The following is a 21,003-nucleotide window of genomic DNA, read 5'->3' on the forward strand; positions in this document are numbered from 1 at the left end:
GGCCGCCCGCGCGATCGGCAAGGCCGCCCTCGCGCACAACCGGCGGCCCGGCCTCGGGCACGCCGCCGCCCTCGGCATCGGGCGGGCCGCCGTGCTCGGCCGCCGTCCCGGGCCGCTGCCGCGCCGCGTCGCCGCGCTGCTGGCGCCCCCGCCGCCGCGCCGCCGGTGGCTCGTCGTGGCCACGGCGGCGCTGGTCGTCCTGTCGGTGTGGGCCGCCAACGACGGCGCGATCGACCTGCACCAGCTGATCGAGCACGCGCAGACCCGCTAGGGCGCCCCGGGCGGCTCGGACGCCTCGGACGTCCGGGGGCGTTCCAGCAGGTCGCGCAGGAGCCGCTCGTCGTTCTCGGTCAGCTCGGAGACGAACCGGGCCAGCACGCCCGGCCGCTCGGCGCCGCTGCGGTCGAGCTCGGTGCGCATGCGGCGGGCGGTAAGCGCCGCGGTGTCCTCCACGGCGGCGCTGTAGGCGTAGGTGCGCCCGGCGCGGACCCGGACCAGCAGCCCCTTGGCGTGCAGCCGGGCGAGGATCGTGGCGATCGTCGTGCGGGCCAGGCCGTCGCCGAGGGCGACGCGGACGTCCCGCGCGGTCAGCGGCCGCTCGGCGGCCCAGATCGTCTCGAGCACCGCCGATTCCAGCTCTCCCGAGGGGCGGCGCGCTGCAGAGGTCACGGGCCCGAGTGTGCCACACGGCCGTCGGCGAACCCATGGACGGAAGATGGACGGCACGCGTCGGCACGGAGCGGCACGAGTCGGCTCTTGCCGGCGCGGGCCGGCGCGGTTCAGCGCGGTGCGAGCAGGTCGCCGACGGCGGCGATGCCCGCCCGGACGGCCCGCTCTCCGGTGTTGCCGAACCCGAGCACGAGCTGCACCGGGGTGTCCCCGCCGTCGGCGCGGCACATGCTCATCCCGTGCAGGCCGACCCCGCGCGCGCGGGCCGCCTGGACCAGCGCCGCCTCGCCGCCGGGGGCGTCGAGGTGCGCGACGGCGTGGAATCCGGCGTCCAGGCCCGTCACCCGGACGCCGGGCGCGTGCTCGGCGAGCGCCGCGAGCAGCGCGGCGCGGCGCGCGGCGTACACCGGCCGCATCCGGCGCAGGTGCCGGTCGTAGCGGCCGGACTCGATGAGCCGGGCGAGCGCGAGCTGGTCGAGCGCCGGGGAGCCGCGGTCGTTGAGCAGCTTGTGCTCCAGGACCGCCGCGCCCAGCGAGGGCGGGGCGAGCATCCAGCCGAGGCGCAGCGCGGGCGCCAGCGACTTGCTCACCGTGCCGATCGAGACGACCCGGTCGGCGGCGAGGCCCTGCAGCGCGCCGACCGGCTCGCGGTCGTAGCGGAACTCGGCGTCGTAGTCGTCCTCGATGATCATGGCGTCCCGGTCCGCCGCCCACGCGATCAGCTCCAGGCGCCGGCGCGGGGCCATGACCACGCCGGTCGGCCACTGGTGCGCGGGGGTGACGACGACCGCGCGGGCGCCGGTGGCGGCGAGCGCCCGCACGTCGACGCCGTCCCCGTCGACCGGCACCGGCACCGCGTCCAGCCCCGCCCACGCGGCCGCGGCCTCGGTGGAGCGGGGGCCGCCGGGGTCCTCGTAGGCGACCGTCCGCACGCCCGCCCGGGCCAGCGCGCTGAACGCCAGCACCAGCCCTTGGGCGTGGCCGGAGCAGACGACGATCCGGTCCGGCTCGGCCGCCGCGGCCCGGACGCGCCGCAGGTACCCGGCCAGGACCTCGCGCAGGGCCGTGGCGCCCGCCGGGTCGCCGTAGTCGAGCGCGGCGGTCGGGATCGCCCGCCCCGCCTCGCGGACCGCCCACAGCCAGTCGGCCATCGGAAAGGACCCGAGGTCGGGCACCCCGGGACGGAAGTCGGCCATCAGCCGGGCGGGCGGGGGAGCGGGCCGCGCGGGCGCCGCCGGGACCGGGGGCGCCGCCCCGGCCGCGACGCGGGTGGCCGAGCCGCCCCGCGTGGTGAGGTAGCCCTCCGCCCGCAGCTGGGCGTAGCACTCCTGGATCAGCCCGCGCGAGATCCCCAGCGTCCGGGCCAGCTCACGGGAGGACGGCAGCCGCTCCCCGACCCGCAGCCGCCCGCCCCGGATCGCGTCCCTGACCTGGCGTTCCAGCTGGCAGCGCAGCGGCTCGGCGGACGCCCGGTCCAGCGCCAGCAACAGTTCGGGGGACGAACCGGACCACTCCAGCGGCATGGAAGTGGAGCTTATCGGCGGTCCGCCCGGTCCGTAGCGTGATCGGCATGACGACGACGCACTGCCCCGAGGCCCCCGCCCCCGCGGCGCGACCGGCCCTCGTGACCCGCCCGCTGCTGCTGCGGTTCGTGTCCATGCTCGGCGCCGCGATCAGCTTCTACCTGCTGCTGTCGGTGGCGCCGCTCTACGCCCAGGGCGCGGGCGGGGGCGGCGGTGCGGCGGGCCTGGCGACCGGCGCGCTGATGTTCGCGACCGTGTGCGGCGAGTTCGGCACCCCGTGGCTCATGAACCGGTACGGGTACCGGGCCGCGCTCGGCGCCGGGCTGGTGCTGCTCGGCGCGCCCGCCCTCGTGCTGACGGCGTCGTCGAGCATGGCGTGGATCGTCCTGGTCTGCCTGCTGCGCGGCCTCGGGTTCGCGGTGACGGTGGTCGCCGGCGGCGCGCTGACCGCCTCGCTGATCCCCGACGAGCGGCGTGGCGAGGGGCTGGCGCTCGTCGGCATCGTCGCGGGCGCCCCGGCGCTCGGCGCGCTGCCGCTCGGCGTGTGGTCGGCGCGGCACTTCGGGTTCACGCCCGTCGCCGTCGCCGCGGGGCTCGCCGCGCTCGTCGCGGTCGCCTCCGTGCCCGGGCTGCCGGACGGCGAGCGCGGCGGCGGGCGGGCCGCCGGGATGCTCGCCGGGCTGCGCACGCCGGCGCTGTCGCGTCCCGCGCTCGTGTTCGGCGCGTCCGCGCTGGTCGCCGGCATCATCGTCACGTTCCTGCCGCTCGCCGTCGCGTCCGCGTCCGCCGGGGTCGTCGCGGCGGCGCTGTTCCTGCAGCCGCTCGCCTCGACCGTCGCCCGCGTCGCGGCGGGCCGGATCGGCGACCGGCGCGGGGCGGCCGTGCTGGTCCCGCCCGGCCTGCTCCTGTCGGCGGCCGGCGTCCTGCTCACCGCGCTCACCCGGCACGATCTCGCTGTGATCGCCGGGGTGACGGTGTTCGGCGTCGGGTTCGGGCTGCTGCAGAACGCGACGCTGGCCCTGATGTACGAGCGGGTGCAGCGGTCCGGGTACGGGACGGTCAGCGCGCTGTGGAACGTCGCCTACGACGCGGGGATGGGCGTGGGCGCGCTCGGTTTCGGGCTCGTCGCCGGGTGGACCGGCTACCCGTGGGCGTTCGTCCTCACCGCGGCGCTGCTGGTGGCGGCGCTGCCGGTCGCGCTGCGCGACGTCCGGGCCGCCCGCGAGGGGTGACCGTCCGCGACCGGTGGGCGGGCGTCCCGCTCACCGGGCCCGGTGCCCGCGCCGGAGCGGCAAATATTGTATCAAGTATCTCCAGGTAGAGATCTTGAGGAGGAGCGGGCGATGACGGAGACGCTGCGGATCGAGGACGACGGTGCGGTGCGGACGCTGGTCTTCGCCCGCCCCGAGGCGGCCAACGCCTTCAACGAGGAGCTGTACCACGCCGCCGCGCGGGCGCTGCGGGACGCCGCGTCCGACGACGCCGTCTCGGTCGTGCTGCTGACGGGGGAGGGCCGCGCCTTCACCGCCGGGACCGACATCAAGGAGATGGCCGAGATCGCCCGCGACCACGCCGCCGGGCGCTCGGACCAGGAGATGGGCAGCGGGTTCATCGCGCTGGTGGACGCGCTCGCCGAGTTCCCCAAGCCGCTGATGGCGGCGGTGAACGGCTCCGGCGTCGGCCTCGGCATCACCATGCTGGGCCACTGCGACGTGGTGCTCATCGCCGAGCACGCGCGGCTGATGGCGCCGTTCGCCGCGATGGGCGTCGTCCCCGAGGCGGCGGGCAGCTACCTGCTGCCCGCGCGCATGGGCCACCAGCACGCCGCGCTCGCGCTGTTCACCGGGAACTGGATCACCGCCGAGGAGGCCGTGCGCTGCGGCCTCGCGCTGCGCGCCTGCCCGGCGGAGACGCTGCTGGAGACCGCGCGCGGCATCGCCCGCGAGATCGCGGCCAAGCCGCTGGCGTCGCTGGTGGCCACCAAGGAGCTGATCCTCGCGCCGCGGCGCGCGGAGGTGCGGCGCGCCCGCGAGCGCGAGGACGCCGCGTTCGCCCGCCTGCTGGGGGAGGCGGGCGCCGACGGCCGCATCGCCGCGCGGCTCGGCTGACCCGCCGGACGCGCCCCTTCCGCCGATCGGGCCCGGGTCACTCCTCCGCGGGCAGGCCGCGCAGCGCCGCCTCGCCGAACAGCGGCTCGAAGACCGAGGAGTAGTCGGGGCCCCGGCGCAGGTGGTGGCCGCCGTCCACGTTGAGGATCTGCCCGGTGATCCACGACGCGTCCGGGCCCGCCAGGAACCCGACGGCCGCGGCGATGTCCTCCGGCTCCCCGACCCGGGCGAGCGGCATGCAGGCCAGGTAGTCCTCCAGCACGGGGCCGGTGTCGGCGATGCCCGCCACGAGCTCGGTGCGGGTCAGCCCGGGGCGGATCCCGTTCACCCGGATCCCCGCGCCGCCGAGCTCGTCGGCCGCCAGCCGGACGAGGTGGTCCACGGCCGCCTTCGACACCCCGTACGCGCCGAACCAGCGGTGGGTGTTCGACGAGGCGATGGACGAGATCGCGATGATCGAGCCGCCGCCCGCGCCCGCCATCGCCCGCGAGGCGTGCCGGATCGTCAGCATGGTGCCGGTGGCGTTCAGCTCCATCGTCGCGCGCCAGGCGTCGAGGTCGAGGTGCCCGATCGGCCCGATCGAGCTGGACCCGCCCGCGCACGCCACGGCCGTCCGCAGCGGCCCGCGCTCCGCCGCCGTCCGGACGGCGTTCGCGACCTGCGCGTCGTCGGTGACGTCCGCGACGACGTACCCGATGCCCCTGCCCGCCTTCGCGGCGGCCTCCCGCAGCCGGTCCTCGGTGCGCCCGCAGATGGTGACCGCGGCGCCCTGCTCGGCGAGCCGGACGGCGCACCCCAGCCCGATCCCGCTGCCGCCGCCCGTGACCAGCGCCGCCGTTCCGTCCAGGTTTCCCATGTCGTCTCCTCTTCAGCGGTCGACGGCGGTGGTGCCGCCGTCGACCGTCAGGTGCGTGCCGGTGATGAAGGACGCCTCGTCGCTCATGAGGAACCGGACCGCCGCGGCGACCTCCTCCGGGCGGCCGAGCCGGCCGACCGGGGCCTTGGCCTCGAACAGGGGGCGCATCTCGGCCGGCACGTCCGTGCTGAGCATCGGGGTGTCGATGTAGCCGGGGCAGACGGCGTTGACGCGGACGCCGTCGCCGGCGAGCAGGTGCGCCATCGAGCGGGTGAGGCCGAGCATCCCCGCCTTGGACGCGCAGTACGACGGGATGAACAGGCTCCCGACGAACGCCTCGATCGAGGCGATCCCGACGATCGCCGAGCCCTCCTGCGCGCGCAGGTCGTCCAGCAGCGCCTGGGACACCAGCGCGTGCGCCCGCAGGTTGACGTGCTGGACCGCGTCCCAGCGGGCCTCGTCGAGGTCGCCGACCGCGGCCGGTCCGGAGATCCCGGCGGCGTGGACGAGTCCGCCGATCGGGCCGAGCGCGGCGCGGCTGCGCTCGATCGCGTCGGGGAACGCGGCGGCGTCGGTCACGTCGATGCCGACGGCGAGGGTCGCCGTCCCGGTGTCGGCGGTCACGGCCGCGGCGACGCCGGCGGGGTCGGTGCGGTCCCACAGGGCGACCGGGCGGCCCACCTCGGCGAGGGCGCGGGCGCAGGCGGCCCCGATGCCCGAGGCGCCGCCGGTGACGACGACCGCGGTGCCGGGGGACGCGCTGCGGATCGCCATGGCGACTCCTTGATACTTGATACTTGATGCAAGTTCGGATCGAGATTAGCGTGCTCGCGACCCCGCCGACAGGGGCGGGACGGCGGACGCTGGAGGGTGCCGTGCGGGACCTGCGCGGAAGGGCGGCGGCCGTGACCGGCGCCGGAAGCGGTATCGGACGCGCGCTCGCGGTCCGGCTGGCGCGCGAGGGGGTGCGCCTGGCCCTCGCCGACATCGACGGGGAGGCCCTCGCGGAGACCGAACGCGCCCTGGGCCCCGGCGCCACGGTCGTCACGCGGGTCACCGACGTCGGCGACGAGGAGTCCGTGCGGGAGTTCGCCGACCGTGCGTTCGCCGCGTTCGGCGAGGTGCGCCTGCTGTTCAACAACGCGGGCGTCTACATGGGCGGGCGCATGTGGACGCGTCCCGCCGCCGACTTCGAATGGACGCTGCGGGTCAACCTCTGGGGCGTCCTGCACGGCGTCCGCGCCTTCGTGCCCCGGATGATCGAGCAGGGCGGCGAGGGGCACATCGTCAACACCTGCTCGGTCGCCGGGCTGTTCGCCGGTCCCGGCGCCGCGCCCTACACCGTCTCCAAGTGGGCGGCTTTCGCGGCGACGCTCAGCCTGGCCCAGGAACTGGCGCTGGAGAACTCGCCGCTGGGGGTCTCGGCGCTGTGCCCGGGCGGCGTGCGGACGCGCATCCACGAGTCGGAGCGGGGGCGTCCCGCCGGGCTGGCGACCGAGCCGGGCGAGGACTCCGCTTTCATGGAGGAGGTGATCGCCGCCACCGTGGCCGGCGGCATCTCGGTGGAGGACGCGGTGGAGGCGACGCTGAGCGCCGTCCGCGAGGGCCGCTTCCTCGTCCTCACCCACCCCGAGTACGAACCGGGCCTCGCCGAGCAGGCCGAGGCGCTCGCCGCCGGGCGGCTGCCGCGCCTGCCCGACTACGAAGGAAAGGGATGACGATGCCGCCGAAGGGGACCGCCGCGCCCAAGGGCCTGGACTCGCCGATCGTGCCGAAGATCCTCAAGGTCATGTCGCGCGTCAACATCGCGGCCTACCGCGCGACCGGCGGGCGCGTCGGCGGGACGTGGCGGCTCGGCAGCGCCTTCCGCAAGGGCGTGCCGATCTGCCTGCTCACCACCAAGGGGCGCAAGACCGGCCGCCCGCGCACGCAGCCGCTGCTCTACATGCCGGACGGCGACCGCGTCGTCATCGTGGCGTCCCAGGGCGGGCTGCCCAAGGATCCCCTCTGGTACCTCAACCTGCGCGCCGACCCGCGCGTGACCGTCCAGGTGCGGCGCGACGTCCGCCGCATGCGCGCCCGCACCGCCTCGCCGGAAGAGCGGGCGGCGCTGTGGCCCCGCCTGGTCGCCGTCTACGCCGACTTCGACAAGTACCAGTCCTGGACGGACCGCGAGATCCCCGTCGTCATCTGCGAACCCGCCTGACACCGGCTGCGGCGGCGCGGCGAGGCGGGCGCTCGCCGGGCGGCCTCCGGTTGACGCCCCTGTTGGCTAACCGCTATTCATTAGCTAGCCGTTAGGGGTGGTGCATGCAGGACGCGGTGCTGGCGATGCTCGCGAAGGAACCGTCGCACGGTTACCGCCTGCGCGAGCGGCTCCGGCGGGCCCTCGGGCCGCTCGGGGAGTCGATGAACGCGGGCCAGGTCTACGTGACCCTGGCCCGGCTGGAGAAGCAGGGGCTCGTCGCGTCCGAACACGCCGACGGCCTGCCCGACCGGCCGGACCGCAAGGTGTACGCGCTGACACCGGCCGGGCAGCGGCGGGTCGCCGCCTGGCTGAGCGAGGTGAACTGGCCGAAGCCGAACCTGGCGGAGTTCCACCTGAAGCTCGCCGCCGCGGCCGCGGGCCGGCTCGCCGATCCGGTGGAGCTGGTGGACGCGCAGCGCCGCGAGCTGCTGCGCCGCCTGAACGAGGTGCAGCGCGCCGTGCTGGCCGAGCCGGACGGGTCGACCGCCGGGCTGCTGCTGGAGGGCGTCGCGCTGCGGCTGCAAGCGGACCTGCGGTGGCTGGAGTCCTGTGAGCGCGTCTGGTCGACGCTTCGAGACGGAACCGGGGACGCATGAACGAGGCGGGCGCCGTGCTGCAGAGCCGCGGCCTGTGCAAGGAGCACGGCCAGGGACAGGGGCTGGTCCGGGCGGTCGACGAGGTCGACCTGGACGTCCCGGCGGGGCAGATGCTGGCGGTGACCGGCCCCAGCGGGTGCGGGAAGTCCACGCTCCTGCACCTGCTGGGCGGCCTGGAAAGGCCCAGCCGCGGGGAGGTGCTGCTGGCCGGCCGGCGCATCGACGCGCTGAGCGAGCGGGCCCTGGCCCGGCTGCGGCGCCGGTCGGTCGGGTTCGTCTTCCAGGCGTTCCACCTCGTGGAGGAGCTGTCGGCGAGGGAGAACGTGGAGCTGCCCGTGCTGCTGGCCGGCCGTTCGCCGCGCGCGGCCAGGCGCCGGGCGGCCCTGCTGCTCGAGCGGGTCGGGCTCGCCGACCGCGCCCGGCACCTGCCGTGGGAGCTGTCGGGAGGGCAGCGGCAGCGGGTGGCCATCGCCCGCGCCATGGCCAACGAGCCGCTGGTGCTGCTGGCGGACGAGCCGACCGGGAACCTCGACACCGCGGCGACGCTCGACGTGCTGCGGCTCTTCGAGGGGCTGCGCGCCGCCGGGCAGACCCTCGTCATCGTCACGCACGACGAGCGGGTCGCGGCGACCGCGGACCGGGTGGTCTCGATGCGCGACGGGACGTTCGTCGACGACACCCGGCTGGCGGGCCGGGCCGCCGGGGGGCTCGGGGACATGCTCGGGCTGGGGGAGTGAGCCCCGTGGGCCGCGTCCTCGTGGTACTCCGCCTCGTCGTGGCGGACGTGCGCCGCCATCCCGCCCAGGCCGCGATGATGCTGCTGGCGATCACCGCGGCCACCGCCACCCTGTCCCTGGGCATGTCGCTGCGCGGTGCGACCGACGCGCTCTACCTGCACACCCGCGCCGCCACGGCCGGGCCGGACGTGGTCGCGCTCGCCCCCGGCGGCGACCGGGCCACGTCCTCGGCCCTGGCGTCGCTGGCACGGGAGCCCGGAGTCGTCGCTCATGGCGGGCCGTACCGCCAGTACTACACGACCGCGACGGCGCACGGCGCGACCTCGGCCGCGGTGGTGCAGGGCGCCGGCGCGGCTCCTGGGCCGGTCGATCGCCCGCTGGTCACCTCGGGCACCTGGGTGCGTCCCGGCGGTGCGGTGGTCGAGCGCGGCTTCGCGTCCGCCCTGGGAGTCGGGGTCGGCGACCGCGTGACCGTCGCCGGCCGATCGCTTCCCGTCACCGGGATCGCCGTGACGACGGCGCACCCCATCTACCCCGGGGCGCAGATGATGGGCCCCGGCGGCGGCCCGAGCGACTACAGCGGCCTGGTCTGGATGACCGTGGCGGACACCCGGGCGCTCGCCGCCGCCGACCTCCCGGCGACCTCCCTGCTCTACCTGAGACTGCGGGACCCCGCCGCCGCTCAGGACTTCGTCGCCGCTCGCCGTCACGTCAGGGAAGAGCACCCGACGAACTTCTTCACCTGGCAGTTCATGGCGGAGCAGGACGCGGACATGCTCCGCCAGAGCCGGTCGGTGCTGGTCATCGGAAGCTGGCTGCTCGCCCTCCTGGCCGTCGGCGGGGTGGCCACGCTGGCGGCGGGACGCGCCACCGGGCAGACCCGGCGGGTCGGGCTGCTCAAGGCCGTCGGCGCCGCCCCCGGGTTCATCGCCGCCGTCCTGCTCGCCGAGTACCTCGCGCTGGCGCTAGTCGCCGACGTGCTGGGGCTGGTGATCGCCCGGCTGGCCGCGCCCGGCCTCGCCAACCCCACCGCGAGCCTGCTGCCCGCCGCCGCGGGCCCGACCGGTGACACCATCGCCGCCACGACCGTCCTCGCCCTGGCCGCGGCGGTCCTCACCACCCTCGGCCCGGCGCGGCGCGCCCTGCGCACCGAGACCGTCACCGCGCTGGCCGACGGCGCCCGCCGGCCCGCCCACCGGGCCCGGCTGAACGGGCTGTCGGCGCTCCTGCCGACCCCGCTGCTGCTCGGGCTCCGCCTGATCGCCCGCCGGCCCGGCCGCGCCGTCCTGCACGCGTGGAGCATCGCGGTCATGATGATCGGCGCCACGGCCCTGCTGATGGCCCGCGTCCAGCCCGACTACGACTACGGCCTGGGCTCCTCCGCCCTGGGCAACGTGCAGGCAGAGCAGGGCCACCGCGTGATGCTGGCCGTCACCGTCGCCCTGGCCGTGCTCGCCGCGGTGAACATCGTCACGATCACCTGGACGACCGCGCTGGAGGCCAGACCCGTCATGGCGATCGCGCGGACTCTCGGCGCGACCCCCGGGCAGATCACGGCCGGGCTGTCCGCCGCGCAGCTCCTCCCGACCCTGCCCGGCGCCCTCGCCGGCGTCCCCTTGGGGATGTTCCTGGTGCTGCTCTTCTCTCCTCCGAACGTCGCCGTTCCTCCCGTGTGGTCGCTGTTCCTGCCGGCGCTCGCCGCCCCCCTGGCGACGGCGGCGCTGACCGCCGTGCCCGCGCGCCTCGCGGCCCGCCGGTCCGTCGCGCGGACCCTCAGCACCGAGGCGGCCTGAGCCGCGGGGTCAGACCAGGCCGAGCGAGCCCAGGTCCCGGATCGCGGCGCAGGACCGGGTCGCCATGGCGAGGAACATCCGGTCGCCGCGCTCGGTCCGCGTGCCGTACGCGCAGCCGAGCACCGTGATCAGCGGTCCCTGGAGGGCGGCGAACCGGTAGTCGTCGAAGCACTCGTCCAGGCCGTAGCCCTCCACCCCGTACCCGGTGAGCGCCGCGTGGTAGGCCGCCACCAGGGACCGCTCGTGCTCCGCGCGGGCGCCGGGGTCGAGGCTCGTGCCCAGGAAGAAGGCGAGGTCGCGCAGGGGGTGGCCGATGCTGAGCGTCTGCCAGTCCACCGCCGTCGCGCCGCGCTCCGGCGCCGGCGGGAAGAGCAGGTTGTCGAGCCGGTAGTCGCCGTGGACGAGGCCGAAGCGCTCGGGACGCGCCGTCACCCACGCGGCGACCGCGCCGGCGGTCTCGCGCAGCGTCCGGACGTCCCGGTCGCCGAGGTCGGCGGCGAACCGGTCCGCGAAGGTCTCGACGGCGGGCGCGAACACCTCGGCCAGCGTCGCCGCGTCGTCCGCGCCGACCGCGCTCAGCCACGGCAGGTCCGCGAGCATCGGATCGCACCAGCGGGGCCCGTGCAGACCCGCGAGGTTCGTCACGGCGTCGGCGGCCTGCTCCGGCGTGCAGCCGGCGAGCTGGTCGCCCTGCGCCGCCGGATGCAGGTCGTCGAGCAGCAGGACGAACGCCGTGCCGTCCTCGGACAGGGCGCTGTAGTGGCAGCGCGGTGTCCGCACGTCGACGGTGGGGGCGATGTCCCGGTAGAAGGACACCTCGGCGCGGTAGGCGGGGCCGAGGAACGCGCGGGACGCCTCGTCCTCCGCCGCCATCTTCGCGACCAGGCGGCGCGGTACGCCGGCGGCGCCCTCCAGCCGGAGGCGGTAGCACGCGCCGATCTGCCCGGAGCCGACCTTCTCCCAGGCGACGGAGGTCACCGGGGCCGCGAAGATCTCGCTGAGCGCGGCGGGCGTCAGCCCGGACGGGCCGTCGATGACGGGCACGGGGGTCAGCTCCGTCCGGGGTTGTGCCGGGCCGTGCGCGCGGGGCCCTCCGGCCTGACGTCCCGGTAGGCGGCCACGACCGGTTCGGCCTCGGACGGCGTCACCCCGTGCAGGATCACGCCGTCGGCGCCGGCGCCGAACTGGTCGAGGACGCGCCGCGCGCACGCCTCGGCGGTGCCGGTCGCGGAGGCGGCGAGCCACTCGTCCGGGATGAGCGTCGCGACGTGCTCCAGCTGCTCCGCCGCGCCGATCGCGTCGAACGCGCCGGGGAAGCCGCTCACGAGGTCGTCCGCGCGGAACCGGGCGAGCGGCGCCGGGTCCCAGCCGTTCACGCGGACGAGCAGGTCGCCGTACCCCTGGAGGTAGGTGGCGAACCGGCCGACGAGCTTGCGCAGCCGCTGCTCCTCGTCCAGGTGGTCGCCCACGGTGGCGAGGACCGACCAGACCCGGACGCTCGCGGGGTCGCGCCCGGCGCGCTCGGCGCCGCGCCGCACGGCCCGCACCGAGCGGTCCAGCGTCTCGTCGGTGAAGAAGGTGTGCAGGACGACCCCGTCCGCGACCCGCCCGGCGAATTCGAGCGTCCTCTCGCCCATCGCGGTGAGCAGGATCGGGATGTCCTCGTCGAAGGCGGCGTCCTGGTTCAGGTACGGGAAGTCGCCGGCGGGCCCGTGGTGGCCGACGACCGCCTCGCCGCGCCACAGCCGCCGCATGATCCCGATGAAGTCCTCGAGCTGCGCGGACGTCACCCGCGGCAGGCCCATCACGTCGAACAGCAGGTCGAACCCGCGGCCGAGGCCGAGCGCGAAGCGCCCGCCGGTGAGCCGGTGCATCGTCGCCGCGAACGTCGCGGTGACGAGCGGGTGCCGGGTGTTGTGGTTGGTGGCCGCGGTGGCGATGCCGAGCCGCTCGCTCACCGCGCCCGCCGCGCCCGACAGGGTCGCGGCGTCCTTGGTGGCGAAGCGCTCGGACAGGAACACCGAGCCGAGGCCGAGCCGCTCGCCGTCGCGCACCTGGCCGAGCAGGTCGCGGGGCGAGGACGCGTGCCCGGCCAGCCCGTAGAAACCGAGTTCCGGCAGGTCGTCCACGTCAGGCGCCCAGCGGCGCGGACGGGGTGAACCTGACCTTGAACGACTCGTAGCCGGAGACGAAGTTCGCGGCCCGGTGGGCGGGCTCGCCGTCCTCGATCGGCTCGATGTCGGGCAGCCGGGCCAGCAGCCGCTCGAACATCACCTTCAGCTCCAGCCGGGCGAGGCTGTTGCCGAGGCAGAAGTGCGGGCCGTTGCCGAACGCGATGTGGTCGTTGGGGGTGCGCTCCACGTCGAAGCGGAACGGGTCGTCGAACACGTCCGCGTCCCGGTTGGCCGACGGGTACAGCAGCAGGACCTTGTCGCCCTCGCGGATCGTCCGCCCGCCGAGCTCGACGTCGCGGGTCGCGGTCCGGTTCATGTTCTTGATGGGGGAGACCCAGCGCAGCATCTCCTCGACCGCCGTCGGGATCTTCCCGGGGTCGTCGATGAGCGTGCGGCGCTGGCCGGGGTGGAGGCACAGCTGGTACATGCCGCCGGAGATGACGTGCCGGGTGGTCTCGTCGCCGCCGATGAGGATCAGCAGCGACTCCTGGAGCAGCGAGTCGTGGTCGAGGTGGTCGCCGTCGATCTCGGCGTGCACCAGGATGCTGAGCAGGTCGTCGCGCGGTTCGGCGCGGCGCAGCTCGACGGCCCGGGTGGCGTACTCGTTGAACCCGTTGAACGCCTCGCCGGCCTTGACCATCAGCTCCAGGTCGTCGCCGCCGGTCAGGGCGCGGAGCATGTCGTCCGACCATTCCAGCAGCTTCTGCCGGTCCTCGGGGGCGAAGCCGAGCGCGTCGCCGATCACGATCAGCGGGAGCTGGGCGGCGATGTCGTGGACGAAGTCGCACTCGCCCCGCTCGCAGACGCCGTCGAGGATCTCGTCGCAGATGCGGCGCAGGTAGTCCTCCTGCGCGGCGACCCGGCGCGGGGTGAAGCCCGCGCTGACCAGCTTGCGGCGCAGCTTGTGCTCCGGGTCGTCCATGTCGATCATCATCGGCATCGCGGCGTTGTCGGGCCGGATGCCGTGCGCGCTGGAGAACGCCTCCGGGTTCCGGGACACCGCCTTGACGTCGGCGTGCTTGGAGATCCCCCAGACGCCGCCGTTCTCGTCCCGGTACACCGGCTCGTTCTCGCGGATCCAGCGCAGTTCCTCGTGCGGGTCGCGGCCCCAGAACTCGCCGCTGACCAGGTTGATCGACTCGTGCATCGTGCCATCTCCACCAGTAGCGGGGGCCGGTCGGCCCGGCCCGGCGTGTGCGGTTCGCGCCCGACGGATCGAAATGAGACTGCCGTCTCATCCTTTCGTAGACTTGATGTTATATACAAGAGGTGACTCGACCCGGCGGCCCGACGGGAAGTGATCGATGCCCACCCCCCTCACCCTGGCGTGGCGCGGCGACGAGCTGCTCGACGACGGCATGCGCGAGCTGCTGTGCGGGCCCGGCGCGATGTTCGAGCGCCGCGTCGAGGACGTGCTCGGCGTCCCGGCCGAGGTGTTCGCCCAGCGGGCGCCGCACGTCCCCGCCATGCTCGCCGGCGCCGCGTCCGGCACCCCCGGCCTGACCTACCTGGCCTTCGCCGGCGCGCCGGACCGCGCCGTGACGTTCGCCGAGGCGCACCGGCTGGCCGCCGCGTACGCCCGGGTGCTGTCGGCCCGGTACGGGATCGGCAAGGGCGACCGGGTGGCGGTGGCGGCGCCGAACGGGCTGGAGCACATCCTGCTGTGGTGGGGGACGCTGTCGCTCGGCGCGATCATGGTCGGGCTGAACGGCTGGTGGACGCCGGGCGAGCTCGACCACGGCATCGGCCTCGCCGGGCCGTCCGTGCTGTTCGGCGCGGGGAAGCCGCTGGTGCGCCTCACCGAGACCCGCGCCGCCGCCGACGGCGTTCCGGTCGCGTCCCTCGACGAGCTGCACGCCGCCGCACTCGCGCTGGACGCCCCGCCGGCCGCGCTTCCCGACGCCGGGATCCGCGAGGACGACCCCGCGGCGATCATGTTCACCAGCGGGACGACCGGACGCCCGAAGGGCGCGACCATGTCGCACCGCAACTTCGTGCACTTCGGGCTGTTCGGCGGGCTCGGCGGCGCCGTCGCCGCCCTCACCGGCCCGCCCGGCCGGAGGCAGGTGCCGGACGGCGTCCAGCGCGCCTCGGTGTTCGCCAACCCGCTGTTCCACGTCTCCGGCGCCTGCCTCGCGCTGGCGAACGCGCCGCTGTTCGGGCTCAAGCTCGTGCTCCCGCCGCCCGGCCGCTGGGACGCGGAGGCCGCGCTGAAGCTCACCCACGACCACGGGCTGACGCAGTGGACCGGCGTCCCGACCCACTTCTGGCAGATGCTGACCCATCCGCGGTTCGCCGAGTACGACACCTCGCGGGTCACGACGGTCGGCAGCGGCGGCGCCACCTTCGCGCCCGAGCTGGTGCGGCTGTTCGAGGAGAAGCTGCCCGGCGTCGGCATCACCAACGGCTACGGGACGACCGAGACGACCGGGACCGGCACCTTCCTCAACGGCAGGGAGCTGGACGGGCACCCCGCCTCGGTCGGCGCCGCCGCCCCCACCATCCGCGTGCAGGTCCGCGACGAGGACGGGAACCCGCTGCCCGAGGGCGAGGTCGGGCGCGTCCACATCGGCGGCGCGGGCGTGTTCCTCGGCTACTGGGGCGACGAGGAGGCGACGGCGGAGGCGCTCACGCCGGACCGCTGGTACCGCTCCAGCGACTTCGGCCGGATCGTGGACGGTGTGCTCTACCTGGAGAGCCGGATGCGCGACCTCATCATCCGGGGCGGCGAGAACGTCTACCCGATCGAGATCGAGTACCGGCTCGTCGAGCACCCCGGCATCGCCGACGCCTGCGTGATCGGCGTCCCGCACACCGTCCTCGGCCAGGAGGTCAAGGCCGTCGTCGTCCCCCGGGAGGGAGCCCGCCTCACCGAGCGGGAGGTGCGGGACTGGGTGGCAGCGGCGCTCGCGCCCTTCAAGGTGCCCGCGCACGTGGAGTTCCGCGACGCGCTGCCCTACAACGAGACCGGCAAGGTCATGAAGCGGCTCCTGGAAGAGGCGCCGGCCCCCGTGCGCGACCATGCGATCTGATAACGGCTACAATATATTCTTTGCGCGCCGGGCGCGGGGGTGCGCGGCCCCGGCGGACGCGCCGGACCCGCTGGCCGCCGGACGCGGGGAGTGCGCGCTGCTAGCTTTGCGTTGCGTGCCGGGCGGTGTCGGACCGCCCACCGGACCTAGGGGTGAGGACGATCCCGCGGAGCCAGGAACCCGAGCTGCGGGGCGCCGGCATGACGGACGGGGCCGACGTGCTGCCGGGCCAGAACCTGTCCCGGCTGACGAGCGGCGAGCAGGTCCGGCTCTACCTGCGCCGGCTGATCTTCGACGGCGTGCTGCGGCAGGGCCAGCGGGTCCCGCAGGACGCGGTCGCCCGCGCGCTCGGGGTGTCGCGGATCCCCGTCCGCGAGGCGCTGATCGCGCTGGAGCGGGAGGGCTGGATCACGATCATCGCCCACCGCGGGGCGTTCGTGAACGCGCTCGACGAGCCGTCGGTCCGCGACCACTACGAGCTGTACGGGCTGTTCTACGGCTTCGGGGCCCGGCGCGCGGTGGAGCGGCAGGGCGCCGAGCTGGGCGAGCGGCTCGCGCCGCTGCAGAAGGAGATCGCCGCGTCCGGCGACGCCGAGGTCCTGCAGGACCTCACGGCGCGCTTCCACGGTCTCGTCGTGGAGGCCGCGCAGTCGCCCCGGCTGCGCAACATGCTCAAGCAGATGACCGGCATCGTCCCCGGCAACGTCTTCGAGCTGGTGCCCGGCGTGCCGGCCGCGGAGAAGCGCGGCACCGCCGCGATCGTCCGCGCGATGAAGAAGGCCGACGCGCAGGCCGCGGAGCGGGAGTACGTCGAGATGCTGCGCGCCCAGGGCGACCTGGTCGTCCGGCTGTTCCGCGGCCGGGGCATGTTCGACCGGCCGGACGACGGCGCGGCGCCCGCCTCGCCCTGAGAACGTCCCTGCCCGAGAACGTCCCGGCGCCTCCCGCCGGGAGGGCCGGCCCGCGCCGGGCGCGGCCCGGCCGCCCGCCCGGCGGCCTGAGCGACGATGGTCGAGGTGCCTGTGACGAACACGCCCGAATCCCCGCATCCCGCGCTTGAGGGCCGCGAAGACGAGTCCGCGGCGCTCATGGCCGCCGTCCGGCGCCTCATCGCGGCCGCCACGGCGACGACCGCGCCCGCGGACGCGACGCTGGCGGCGGCGCGCGAGCTGGAGTCCGTCGCGGACGCCCTGGAGCGGCACGTCCCGGACCCGCCGCTGCCGAAGACGCTGCTGCACCTCGCCGACGACGGCCGCACCGACTTCGCCGGGCGCCTGTCCTACGACGTCGTCATCGGCCGGCACAACCCGATGGCGCTCCCGCTGGAGGTGGCGTTCGAGCCGCCGAAGGCGCTGCTGCGCGGCACGTTCACCCGCCCGTACGAGGGGCCGCCCGGCTGCGTGCACGGCGCGGTGATCGCGGGCGCGTTCGACATCCTGTGCGCGGCGGCGAACTTCATCGCGGGGGCCACCGGCCCGACGGCCCGGCTGGAGATCGTCTACCGGCGCCCGACCCTGCTCGGCGAGCCGTGCCTGTTCGAGGGCGAGGTCGAGGCGCGCGAGGGCAGGCGGGTGCGGACGGTCGGGCGGCTCCTGCAGCGCGGCCGGGTGACGGTCGAGGCGACGGGCGACTTCGTCCACCTGGACCGCGAGACCATCGCCCGCATGGCCGCCCAGATGGAGTGACGCGGCGGCGCGGCCGGGGTCAGGACGGGAAGGACGCGGCGGCGACCGCGACGATCTCGTCCAGGTCGGCGGCGAGCAGGAACCCCGCCGCGACGGCCCGCTCCGCCGCCGCCCGGAACGCGGGCAGGTAGTCGCCGGCGCCGCGCGGGTACAGCCGCCGGAGCGTCGCGCCGTCGAACGGGCGCGTCGAGCCGAACAGCAGCGCGGCGCCCGGCGCCGCCTCCTGGCCGAGGCCGGAGAGCACCGTGACGGGGACGTCCACCCACGGCGTCCGCACGCCGCCGGCCGCGATGCCGTGCCCGTCCGTCCTCAGCCGCACCGGTTCGCCCGGCTCCAGTTCGAGGCGGCCGGCGGACGGCGGGGGAGCGCCCGTGCTCACCCAGCGGTCCAGCGCGGCGATCGCCGCCTGCGCGACGTAGTGCTGCTGCGGGCCGGAGTTGATCGGCAGCGGGAACGCGGCGCCGAGCGGTGCGGAGCGCGGCGCCATCATCGCCGCGAGCTCGTCCGGGCGGCGCCGCCCGGAGTCGCGGAACGCGGCGTCGATCGTGTAGGTGTCGGCGTGCGCGGCGCCCGCGACCTCCCAGAGCCGGAACCGCTCGCCGTCCGGCTGCCGCGATCCCGCCGACCGCAGCAGCCCCGCCACGTCCGTCTCGCTCTGCACCGTGATGACGGGCGCGTCGGCGTCGGTGCGGATCCGGACCCGCCCCGCGCGCGTCTCCCAGCGGGCCCCGTCCAAGAGCGCCGGGCCTCCCGCGCGGCCGTGGATCAGGTAGCCGTCGTAACCGCCCGCGACGGGCGCGACCGCGTTGACGAACGTGACGAGATGCGCGGCCGACTGCGACTGGCCCGCGGCGAGCACGCGGGACGCGCGGAGCGGCCCGAGCAGGCCGCCCTCCTCCCGCGCGAGCCGTCCCGCCTGCGCGAAGACGTCGAACGAGAACGCGTTGCCCGGATGGTCGAGGGGCGCGTACCGCTCCGGGTCGGTCCTCTTCAGCGGCGGAAGCGTGATGGAGGAGAAGTCGCCCTCCGCGGCGCTCAGGCGCGAGAACAGCGACTCGCCGTCGATGGAGTCCCGCTGCGCGGAGACGCCGATCCAGGCGGCGCCGTCCCGGACGAGCTGCCGGTGCGTCGTCAGCCAGCACGCCGGGGCGTCCGCGCCGGACGAGACGTTGAGCCATTCGACGACGACCGTCCCGCCGAACGCCGCCGGATCGGCCGGGCGGTGCACGACCAGGCGCGTCGTGAAGGGCGCGCGGCGGCCCGGACGGACGGGCCACACGCCGTCGTCGCCGGTCGCGCCGGCGGGCTCGTAGGCGGTGGCCTCGCCGGAGGCGAAGAACTCCGCCGTCGTGTACCCGTGCTCGCCGAGGTCGAAGAACGTGGAGATCAGGGACGGGGGGCCGTCCACGAGCCGGACGTCCATTCCTTCGGTGTCCTTTCTCGCCCCGGGAGGCGCGGGCGGCGGCCGGGGGGCGTCAGGGACGGGAGAGGGGCAAGGGCGGGGAGCGTCAGGGGCGGGGCCAGGGACGTCCGCTCAGCCGCTCGATGTCGGTGTTGAACCGCTTGAGGCAGTCGGCGAAGGTCCGCACGTCCTCCGGTGGCCAGTCGGCCATGATCTTGTCCAGGCTCGCGACGATCCGGGCGCGCTCCTCCTCCAGCCGGCGCTCGCCCTCGGCGGTGATGCGGAACTTGCGGGCGATGCCGCCCTCGGGGTCGGGGATGCGCTCGGCCAGCCCGGAGCGCACCATGGCGGAGGTCTGCCGGTTCAGCGTGGACTGGTCCAGGCCGAACGCCTCGCTGAGCTGGCGGATCGACATCGGCCCCTCGACCCGGATGCGGCTGAGCAGGATGTAGGCGCTGCGCTCCAGGTGCCCGGCCGCGCGGGCGGAGCCGCCCGCGAACTCCAGGCTGTGCCGCCCGAGCAGCATGGTCTCGTACTCGACCCGGTGCGTCGGTTCGTCCATGGTGCCTCCGATCCGTGCCCCCGGGATCAGCCCTCCGGGTGCGTCTCCTGCTTATCACAGCGGATATGCGCGATACACACTTTGTGCATCCACCACATCGTATGTATCGTGCATACGGCTGATCCGTTCCCCGAAGCCGATCCGTTCCCCGAAGAGGAGACCCACGTGGACGACTCCGGTCCCGCCGTCCGCCCGAACGGCATCGTCGCGGTGCTGGCCGTCGCGGGCATCGTCGCCGCGTTCATGCAGACGCTGGTGGTGCCGCTGATCGCCGATCTGCCGAAGCTGCTGCACACGACGGCGTCCAACGCGACCTGGGTGATCACCGGCACCCTGCTGGCCTCCGCGGTCGCGATGCCGATGATCGGCCGGCTCGGCGACCTGTACGGCAAGCGCAGGCTGATGCTGGCCTGCATGGTGCCGCTGATCGCCGGCTCGGTGCTCTGCGCGCTGTCGAGCTCGCTCTGGCCGATGATCATCGGCCGCGGGATGCAGGGCCTCGGCATGGGCATGATCCCGCTCGGCATCAGCGCGCTGCGCGACCTGCTGCCGCCCGAGCGGCTCGGCTCGTCCATCGCGCTGATGAGCTCCTCGATGGGCATCGGCGGCGCGTTCGGGCTGCCGATCGCCGCGCTGGTCGCCGAGAACACCAACTGGCGCGTGCTGTTCTGGGGGGCGGCCGCGCTGAGCGTCCTCGTCGCCGTGCTGATCTGGCTGCTCGTGCCCGCCGTGCCCGCGCAGGCCGAGGGCCGCTTCGACGCCCCCGGCGCGGTCGGGCTCGGCGCCGGGCTGGTGTGCCTCCTGCTGGCCGTGTCCAAGGGCGCCGACTGGGGCTGGGCGAGCGGCACCACCGTCGGCCTCTTCGCCGCCGCCGTGGTCGTCCTGCTCGCCTGGGGCTGGTGGGAGCTGCGCAGCCGCGACCCGCTCGTCGACCTGCGCGTGACGGCGCGGCCGCAGGTGCTGCTCACCAACGCCGCGTCGGTCGTGGTCGGCTTCTCCATGTACGCCCAGTCGCTGATCGCGCCGCAGCTCCTCCAGCTGCCCGAGCGGACCGGGTACGGGCTCGGCCAGTCGATGGTGGCCGCGGGACTGTGGATGGTCCCGTCCGGCCTGGTGATGATGGCGGTGTCCCCGCTCGGCGCGCGGCTGTCGGCCGCCCGCGGCCCCAAGGTCACCCTGATCTGCGGGGCCCTGGTGGTCGCCGCCGGGTACGGGTCGTCGCAGGTCCTGCTGGGGCACGCCTGGGGCCTGATGATCTTCACCGCGATCTGCGGCGGCGGCGTCGGGCTGGCCTACGGCGCGATGCCCGCGCTCATCATGAGCGCGGTGCCGCGGTCGGAGACCGGCTCGGCGAACAGCTTCAACACGCTGATGCGCTCGATCGGCACGTCGGTGTCCGCCGCCGTCGTCGGGGCCGTGCTGTCGCAGATGACGATCAGCCTCGGCGGGCACGCGCTGCCCTCGGAGAACGGCTTCCGCACCGGCCTCGCGATCGGCTGCGGCGTCGCGGTCCTCGCCGCGCTGATCGCCATGACGATCCCGGGCCGCCGCGCGGCCGCCGCCGCCAAGGACGCCGCGCACGCCGAGCCGTCCACCGAGCCGGTGGCCTGACCGGCCC

General features: G+C 75.3%; 21 protein-coding genes. 12 read left to right on the plus strand and 9 right to left on the minus strand.

The features are described from left to right. Window positions 1–271, plus strand: a 271-nt coding sequence (locus tag ABT299_RS43295) for a hypothetical protein (RefSeq protein ID WP_500254336.1), incomplete at its 5' end; no start/stop codon positions are given. Here ABT299_RS43295 and ABT299_RS43300 read toward each other — a convergent pair. Together ABT299_RS43300 and pdxR are read right to left on the minus strand one after the other, a co-directional pair. Beyond that, the gene (locus ABT299_RS43300; protein ID WP_500254337.1) at window positions 268–669 is read right to left on the minus strand and encodes a BlaI/MecI/CopY family transcriptional regulator; all 402 of its coding nucleotides are present in this window, start codon (window positions 667–669) and stop codon (window positions 268–270) included. The two genes, ABT299_RS43295 and ABT299_RS43300, sit on opposite strands and share 4 nt — an antisense overlap. Window positions 670–779: 110 nt before the next feature. After that, on the minus strand, window positions 780–2,192 hold the full coding sequence (gene pdxR / locus ABT299_RS43305; RefSeq protein ID WP_500254338.1) for a MocR-like pyridoxine biosynthesis transcription factor PdxR: 1,413 nt from the start codon (window positions 2,190–2,192) through the stop codon (window positions 780–782). A gap of 47 nt (window positions 2,193–2,239) precedes the next feature. Between pdxR and ABT299_RS43310 the strand changes: the two genes are divergently transcribed. Together ABT299_RS43310 and ABT299_RS43315 are read left to right on the plus strand one after the other, a co-directional pair. Beyond that, a complete protein-coding gene (locus tag ABT299_RS43310; RefSeq protein ID WP_500254339.1) occupies window positions 2,240–3,424 on the plus strand; it encodes an MFS transporter in 1,185 nt (394 codons plus the stop codon). 111 nt (window positions 3,425–3,535) lie between these two features. Then, the gene (locus ABT299_RS43315) at window positions 3,536–4,300 is read left to right on the plus strand and encodes an enoyl-CoA hydratase/isomerase family protein (protein ID WP_190866759.1); all 765 of its coding nucleotides are present in this window, start codon (window positions 3,536–3,538) and stop codon (window positions 4,298–4,300) included. A 37-nt stretch (window positions 4,301–4,337) separates the two neighbouring features. Here the strand turns inward: ABT299_RS43315 and ABT299_RS43320 are convergent, their stop codons facing one another. Further along, a complete protein-coding gene (locus tag ABT299_RS43320; protein ID WP_190866761.1) occupies window positions 4,338–5,156 on the minus strand; it encodes an SDR family oxidoreductase in 819 nt (272 codons plus the stop codon). Between the two features lie 12 nt (window positions 5,157–5,168). After that, window positions 5,169–5,930: an SDR family NAD(P)-dependent oxidoreductase gene (locus ABT299_RS43325; protein WP_500254340.1), complete on the minus strand. Its 762-nt coding sequence runs from the start codon at window positions 5,928–5,930 to the stop codon at window positions 5,169–5,171. 50 nt (window positions 5,931–5,980) lie between these two features. On the opposite strand from ABT299_RS43325, the gene ABT299_RS43330 reads away from it, so the two are divergent. The 5 genes from ABT299_RS43330 (at window position 5,981) to ABT299_RS43350 (ending at window position 10,530) form a co-directional block, all read left to right on the plus strand. After that, a complete protein-coding gene (locus ABT299_RS43330) occupies window positions 5,981–6,874 on the plus strand; it encodes an SDR family NAD(P)-dependent oxidoreductase (protein ID WP_500254341.1) in 894 nt (297 codons plus the stop codon). Next, window positions 6,871–7,362 carry a nitroreductase family deazaflavin-dependent oxidoreductase gene (locus tag ABT299_RS43335; protein ID WP_347257068.1) on the plus strand — a complete coding sequence of 164 codons (492 nt, stop codon included), beginning with the start codon at window positions 6,871–6,873 and terminating at the stop codon, window positions 7,360–7,362. Before ABT299_RS43330 ends, ABT299_RS43335 begins: the two co-directional genes overlap by 4 nt. A gap of 104 nt (window positions 7,363–7,466) precedes the next feature. After that, on the plus strand, window positions 7,467–8,000 hold the full coding sequence (locus tag ABT299_RS43340; RefSeq protein ID WP_190866766.1) for a PadR family transcriptional regulator: 534 nt from the start codon (window positions 7,467–7,469) through the stop codon (window positions 7,998–8,000). Then, window positions 7,997–8,737, plus strand: a complete 741-nt coding sequence (locus ABT299_RS43345) for an ABC transporter ATP-binding protein (RefSeq protein WP_433137434.1) — start codon at window positions 7,997–7,999, stop codon at window positions 8,735–8,737. Before ABT299_RS43340 ends, ABT299_RS43345 begins: the two co-directional genes overlap by 4 nt. A gap of 5 nt (window positions 8,738–8,742) precedes the next feature. Further along, entirely contained in the window at window positions 8,743–10,530 is a 1,788-nt protein-coding gene (locus ABT299_RS43350) for an FtsX-like permease family protein (RefSeq protein WP_500254342.1), read from the plus strand. 9 nt (window positions 10,531–10,539) lie between these two features. Here ABT299_RS43350 and ABT299_RS43355 read toward each other — a convergent pair whose 3' ends face one another. The 3 genes from ABT299_RS43355 to ABT299_RS43365 are packed head-to-tail and all read right to left on the minus strand — an operon-like array spanning window position 10,540 to window position 13,851. Then, complete coding sequence (locus ABT299_RS43355; protein ID WP_500254343.1) at window positions 10,540–11,574, minus strand: phosphotransferase family protein; 1,035 nt, start codon at window positions 11,572–11,574, stop codon at window positions 10,540–10,542. 5 nt (window positions 11,575–11,579) lie between these two features. Next, window positions 11,580–12,659, minus strand: coding sequence for a TIGR03857 family LLM class F420-dependent oxidoreductase (locus tag ABT299_RS43360; RefSeq protein WP_500254344.1), 1,080 nt, complete (start codon window positions 12,657–12,659; stop codon window positions 11,580–11,582). A 1-nt stretch (window position 12,660) separates the two neighbouring features. Then, a complete protein-coding gene (locus tag ABT299_RS43365) occupies window positions 12,661–13,851 on the minus strand; it encodes a cytochrome P450 (protein WP_500254345.1) in 1,191 nt (396 codons plus the stop codon). Between the two features lie 157 nt (window positions 13,852–14,008). Here ABT299_RS43365 and ABT299_RS43370 point away from each other — a divergent pair, with 157 nt between their 5' ends. The 3 genes from ABT299_RS43370 to ABT299_RS43380 all read left to right on the plus strand — a co-directional run bounded on the left by ABT299_RS43370 (window position 14,009) and on the right by ABT299_RS43380 (window position 17,421). Beyond that, a complete protein-coding gene (locus ABT299_RS43370) occupies window positions 14,009–15,736 on the plus strand; it encodes a class I adenylate-forming enzyme family protein (RefSeq protein WP_500254346.1) in 1,728 nt (575 codons plus the stop codon). A gap of 152 nt (window positions 15,737–15,888) precedes the next feature. Beyond that, a complete protein-coding gene (locus ABT299_RS43375) occupies window positions 15,889–16,647 on the plus strand; it encodes a GntR family transcriptional regulator (protein WP_387019756.1) in 759 nt (252 codons plus the stop codon). A 105-nt stretch (window positions 16,648–16,752) separates the two neighbouring features. Continuing rightward, complete coding sequence (locus tag ABT299_RS43380) at window positions 16,753–17,421, plus strand: PaaI family thioesterase (RefSeq protein WP_500254347.1); 669 nt, start codon at window positions 16,753–16,755, stop codon at window positions 17,419–17,421. Window positions 17,422–17,440: 19 nt separating this feature from the next. Here the strand turns inward: ABT299_RS43380 and ABT299_RS43385 are convergent, their stop codons facing one another. Next, window positions 17,441–18,844 carry an alpha/beta hydrolase domain-containing protein gene (locus tag ABT299_RS43385; protein WP_500254348.1) on the minus strand — a complete coding sequence of 468 codons (1,404 nt, stop codon included), beginning with the start codon at window positions 18,842–18,844 and terminating at the stop codon, window positions 17,441–17,443. Window positions 18,845–18,929: 85 nt separating this feature from the next. Then, on the minus strand, window positions 18,930–19,385 hold the full coding sequence (locus tag ABT299_RS43390; protein ID WP_387019761.1) for a MarR family winged helix-turn-helix transcriptional regulator: 456 nt from the start codon (window positions 19,383–19,385) through the stop codon (window positions 18,930–18,932). 108 nt (window positions 19,386–19,493) lie between these two features. Here ABT299_RS43390 and ABT299_RS43395 point away from each other — a divergent pair, with 108 nt between their 5' ends. Continuing rightward, window positions 19,494–20,996: an MFS transporter gene (locus ABT299_RS43395; protein WP_500254349.1), complete on the plus strand. Its 1,503-nt coding sequence runs from the start codon at window positions 19,494–19,496 to the stop codon at window positions 20,994–20,996. Window positions 20,997–21,003 lie beyond the last annotated feature (7 nt).

The sequence above is a fragment of the Spirillospora sp. NPDC000708 genome (genome assembly GCF_040299565.1).
Taxonomy (GTDB): Bacteria; Actinomycetota; Actinomycetes; order Streptosporangiales; family Streptosporangiaceae; genus Spirillospora.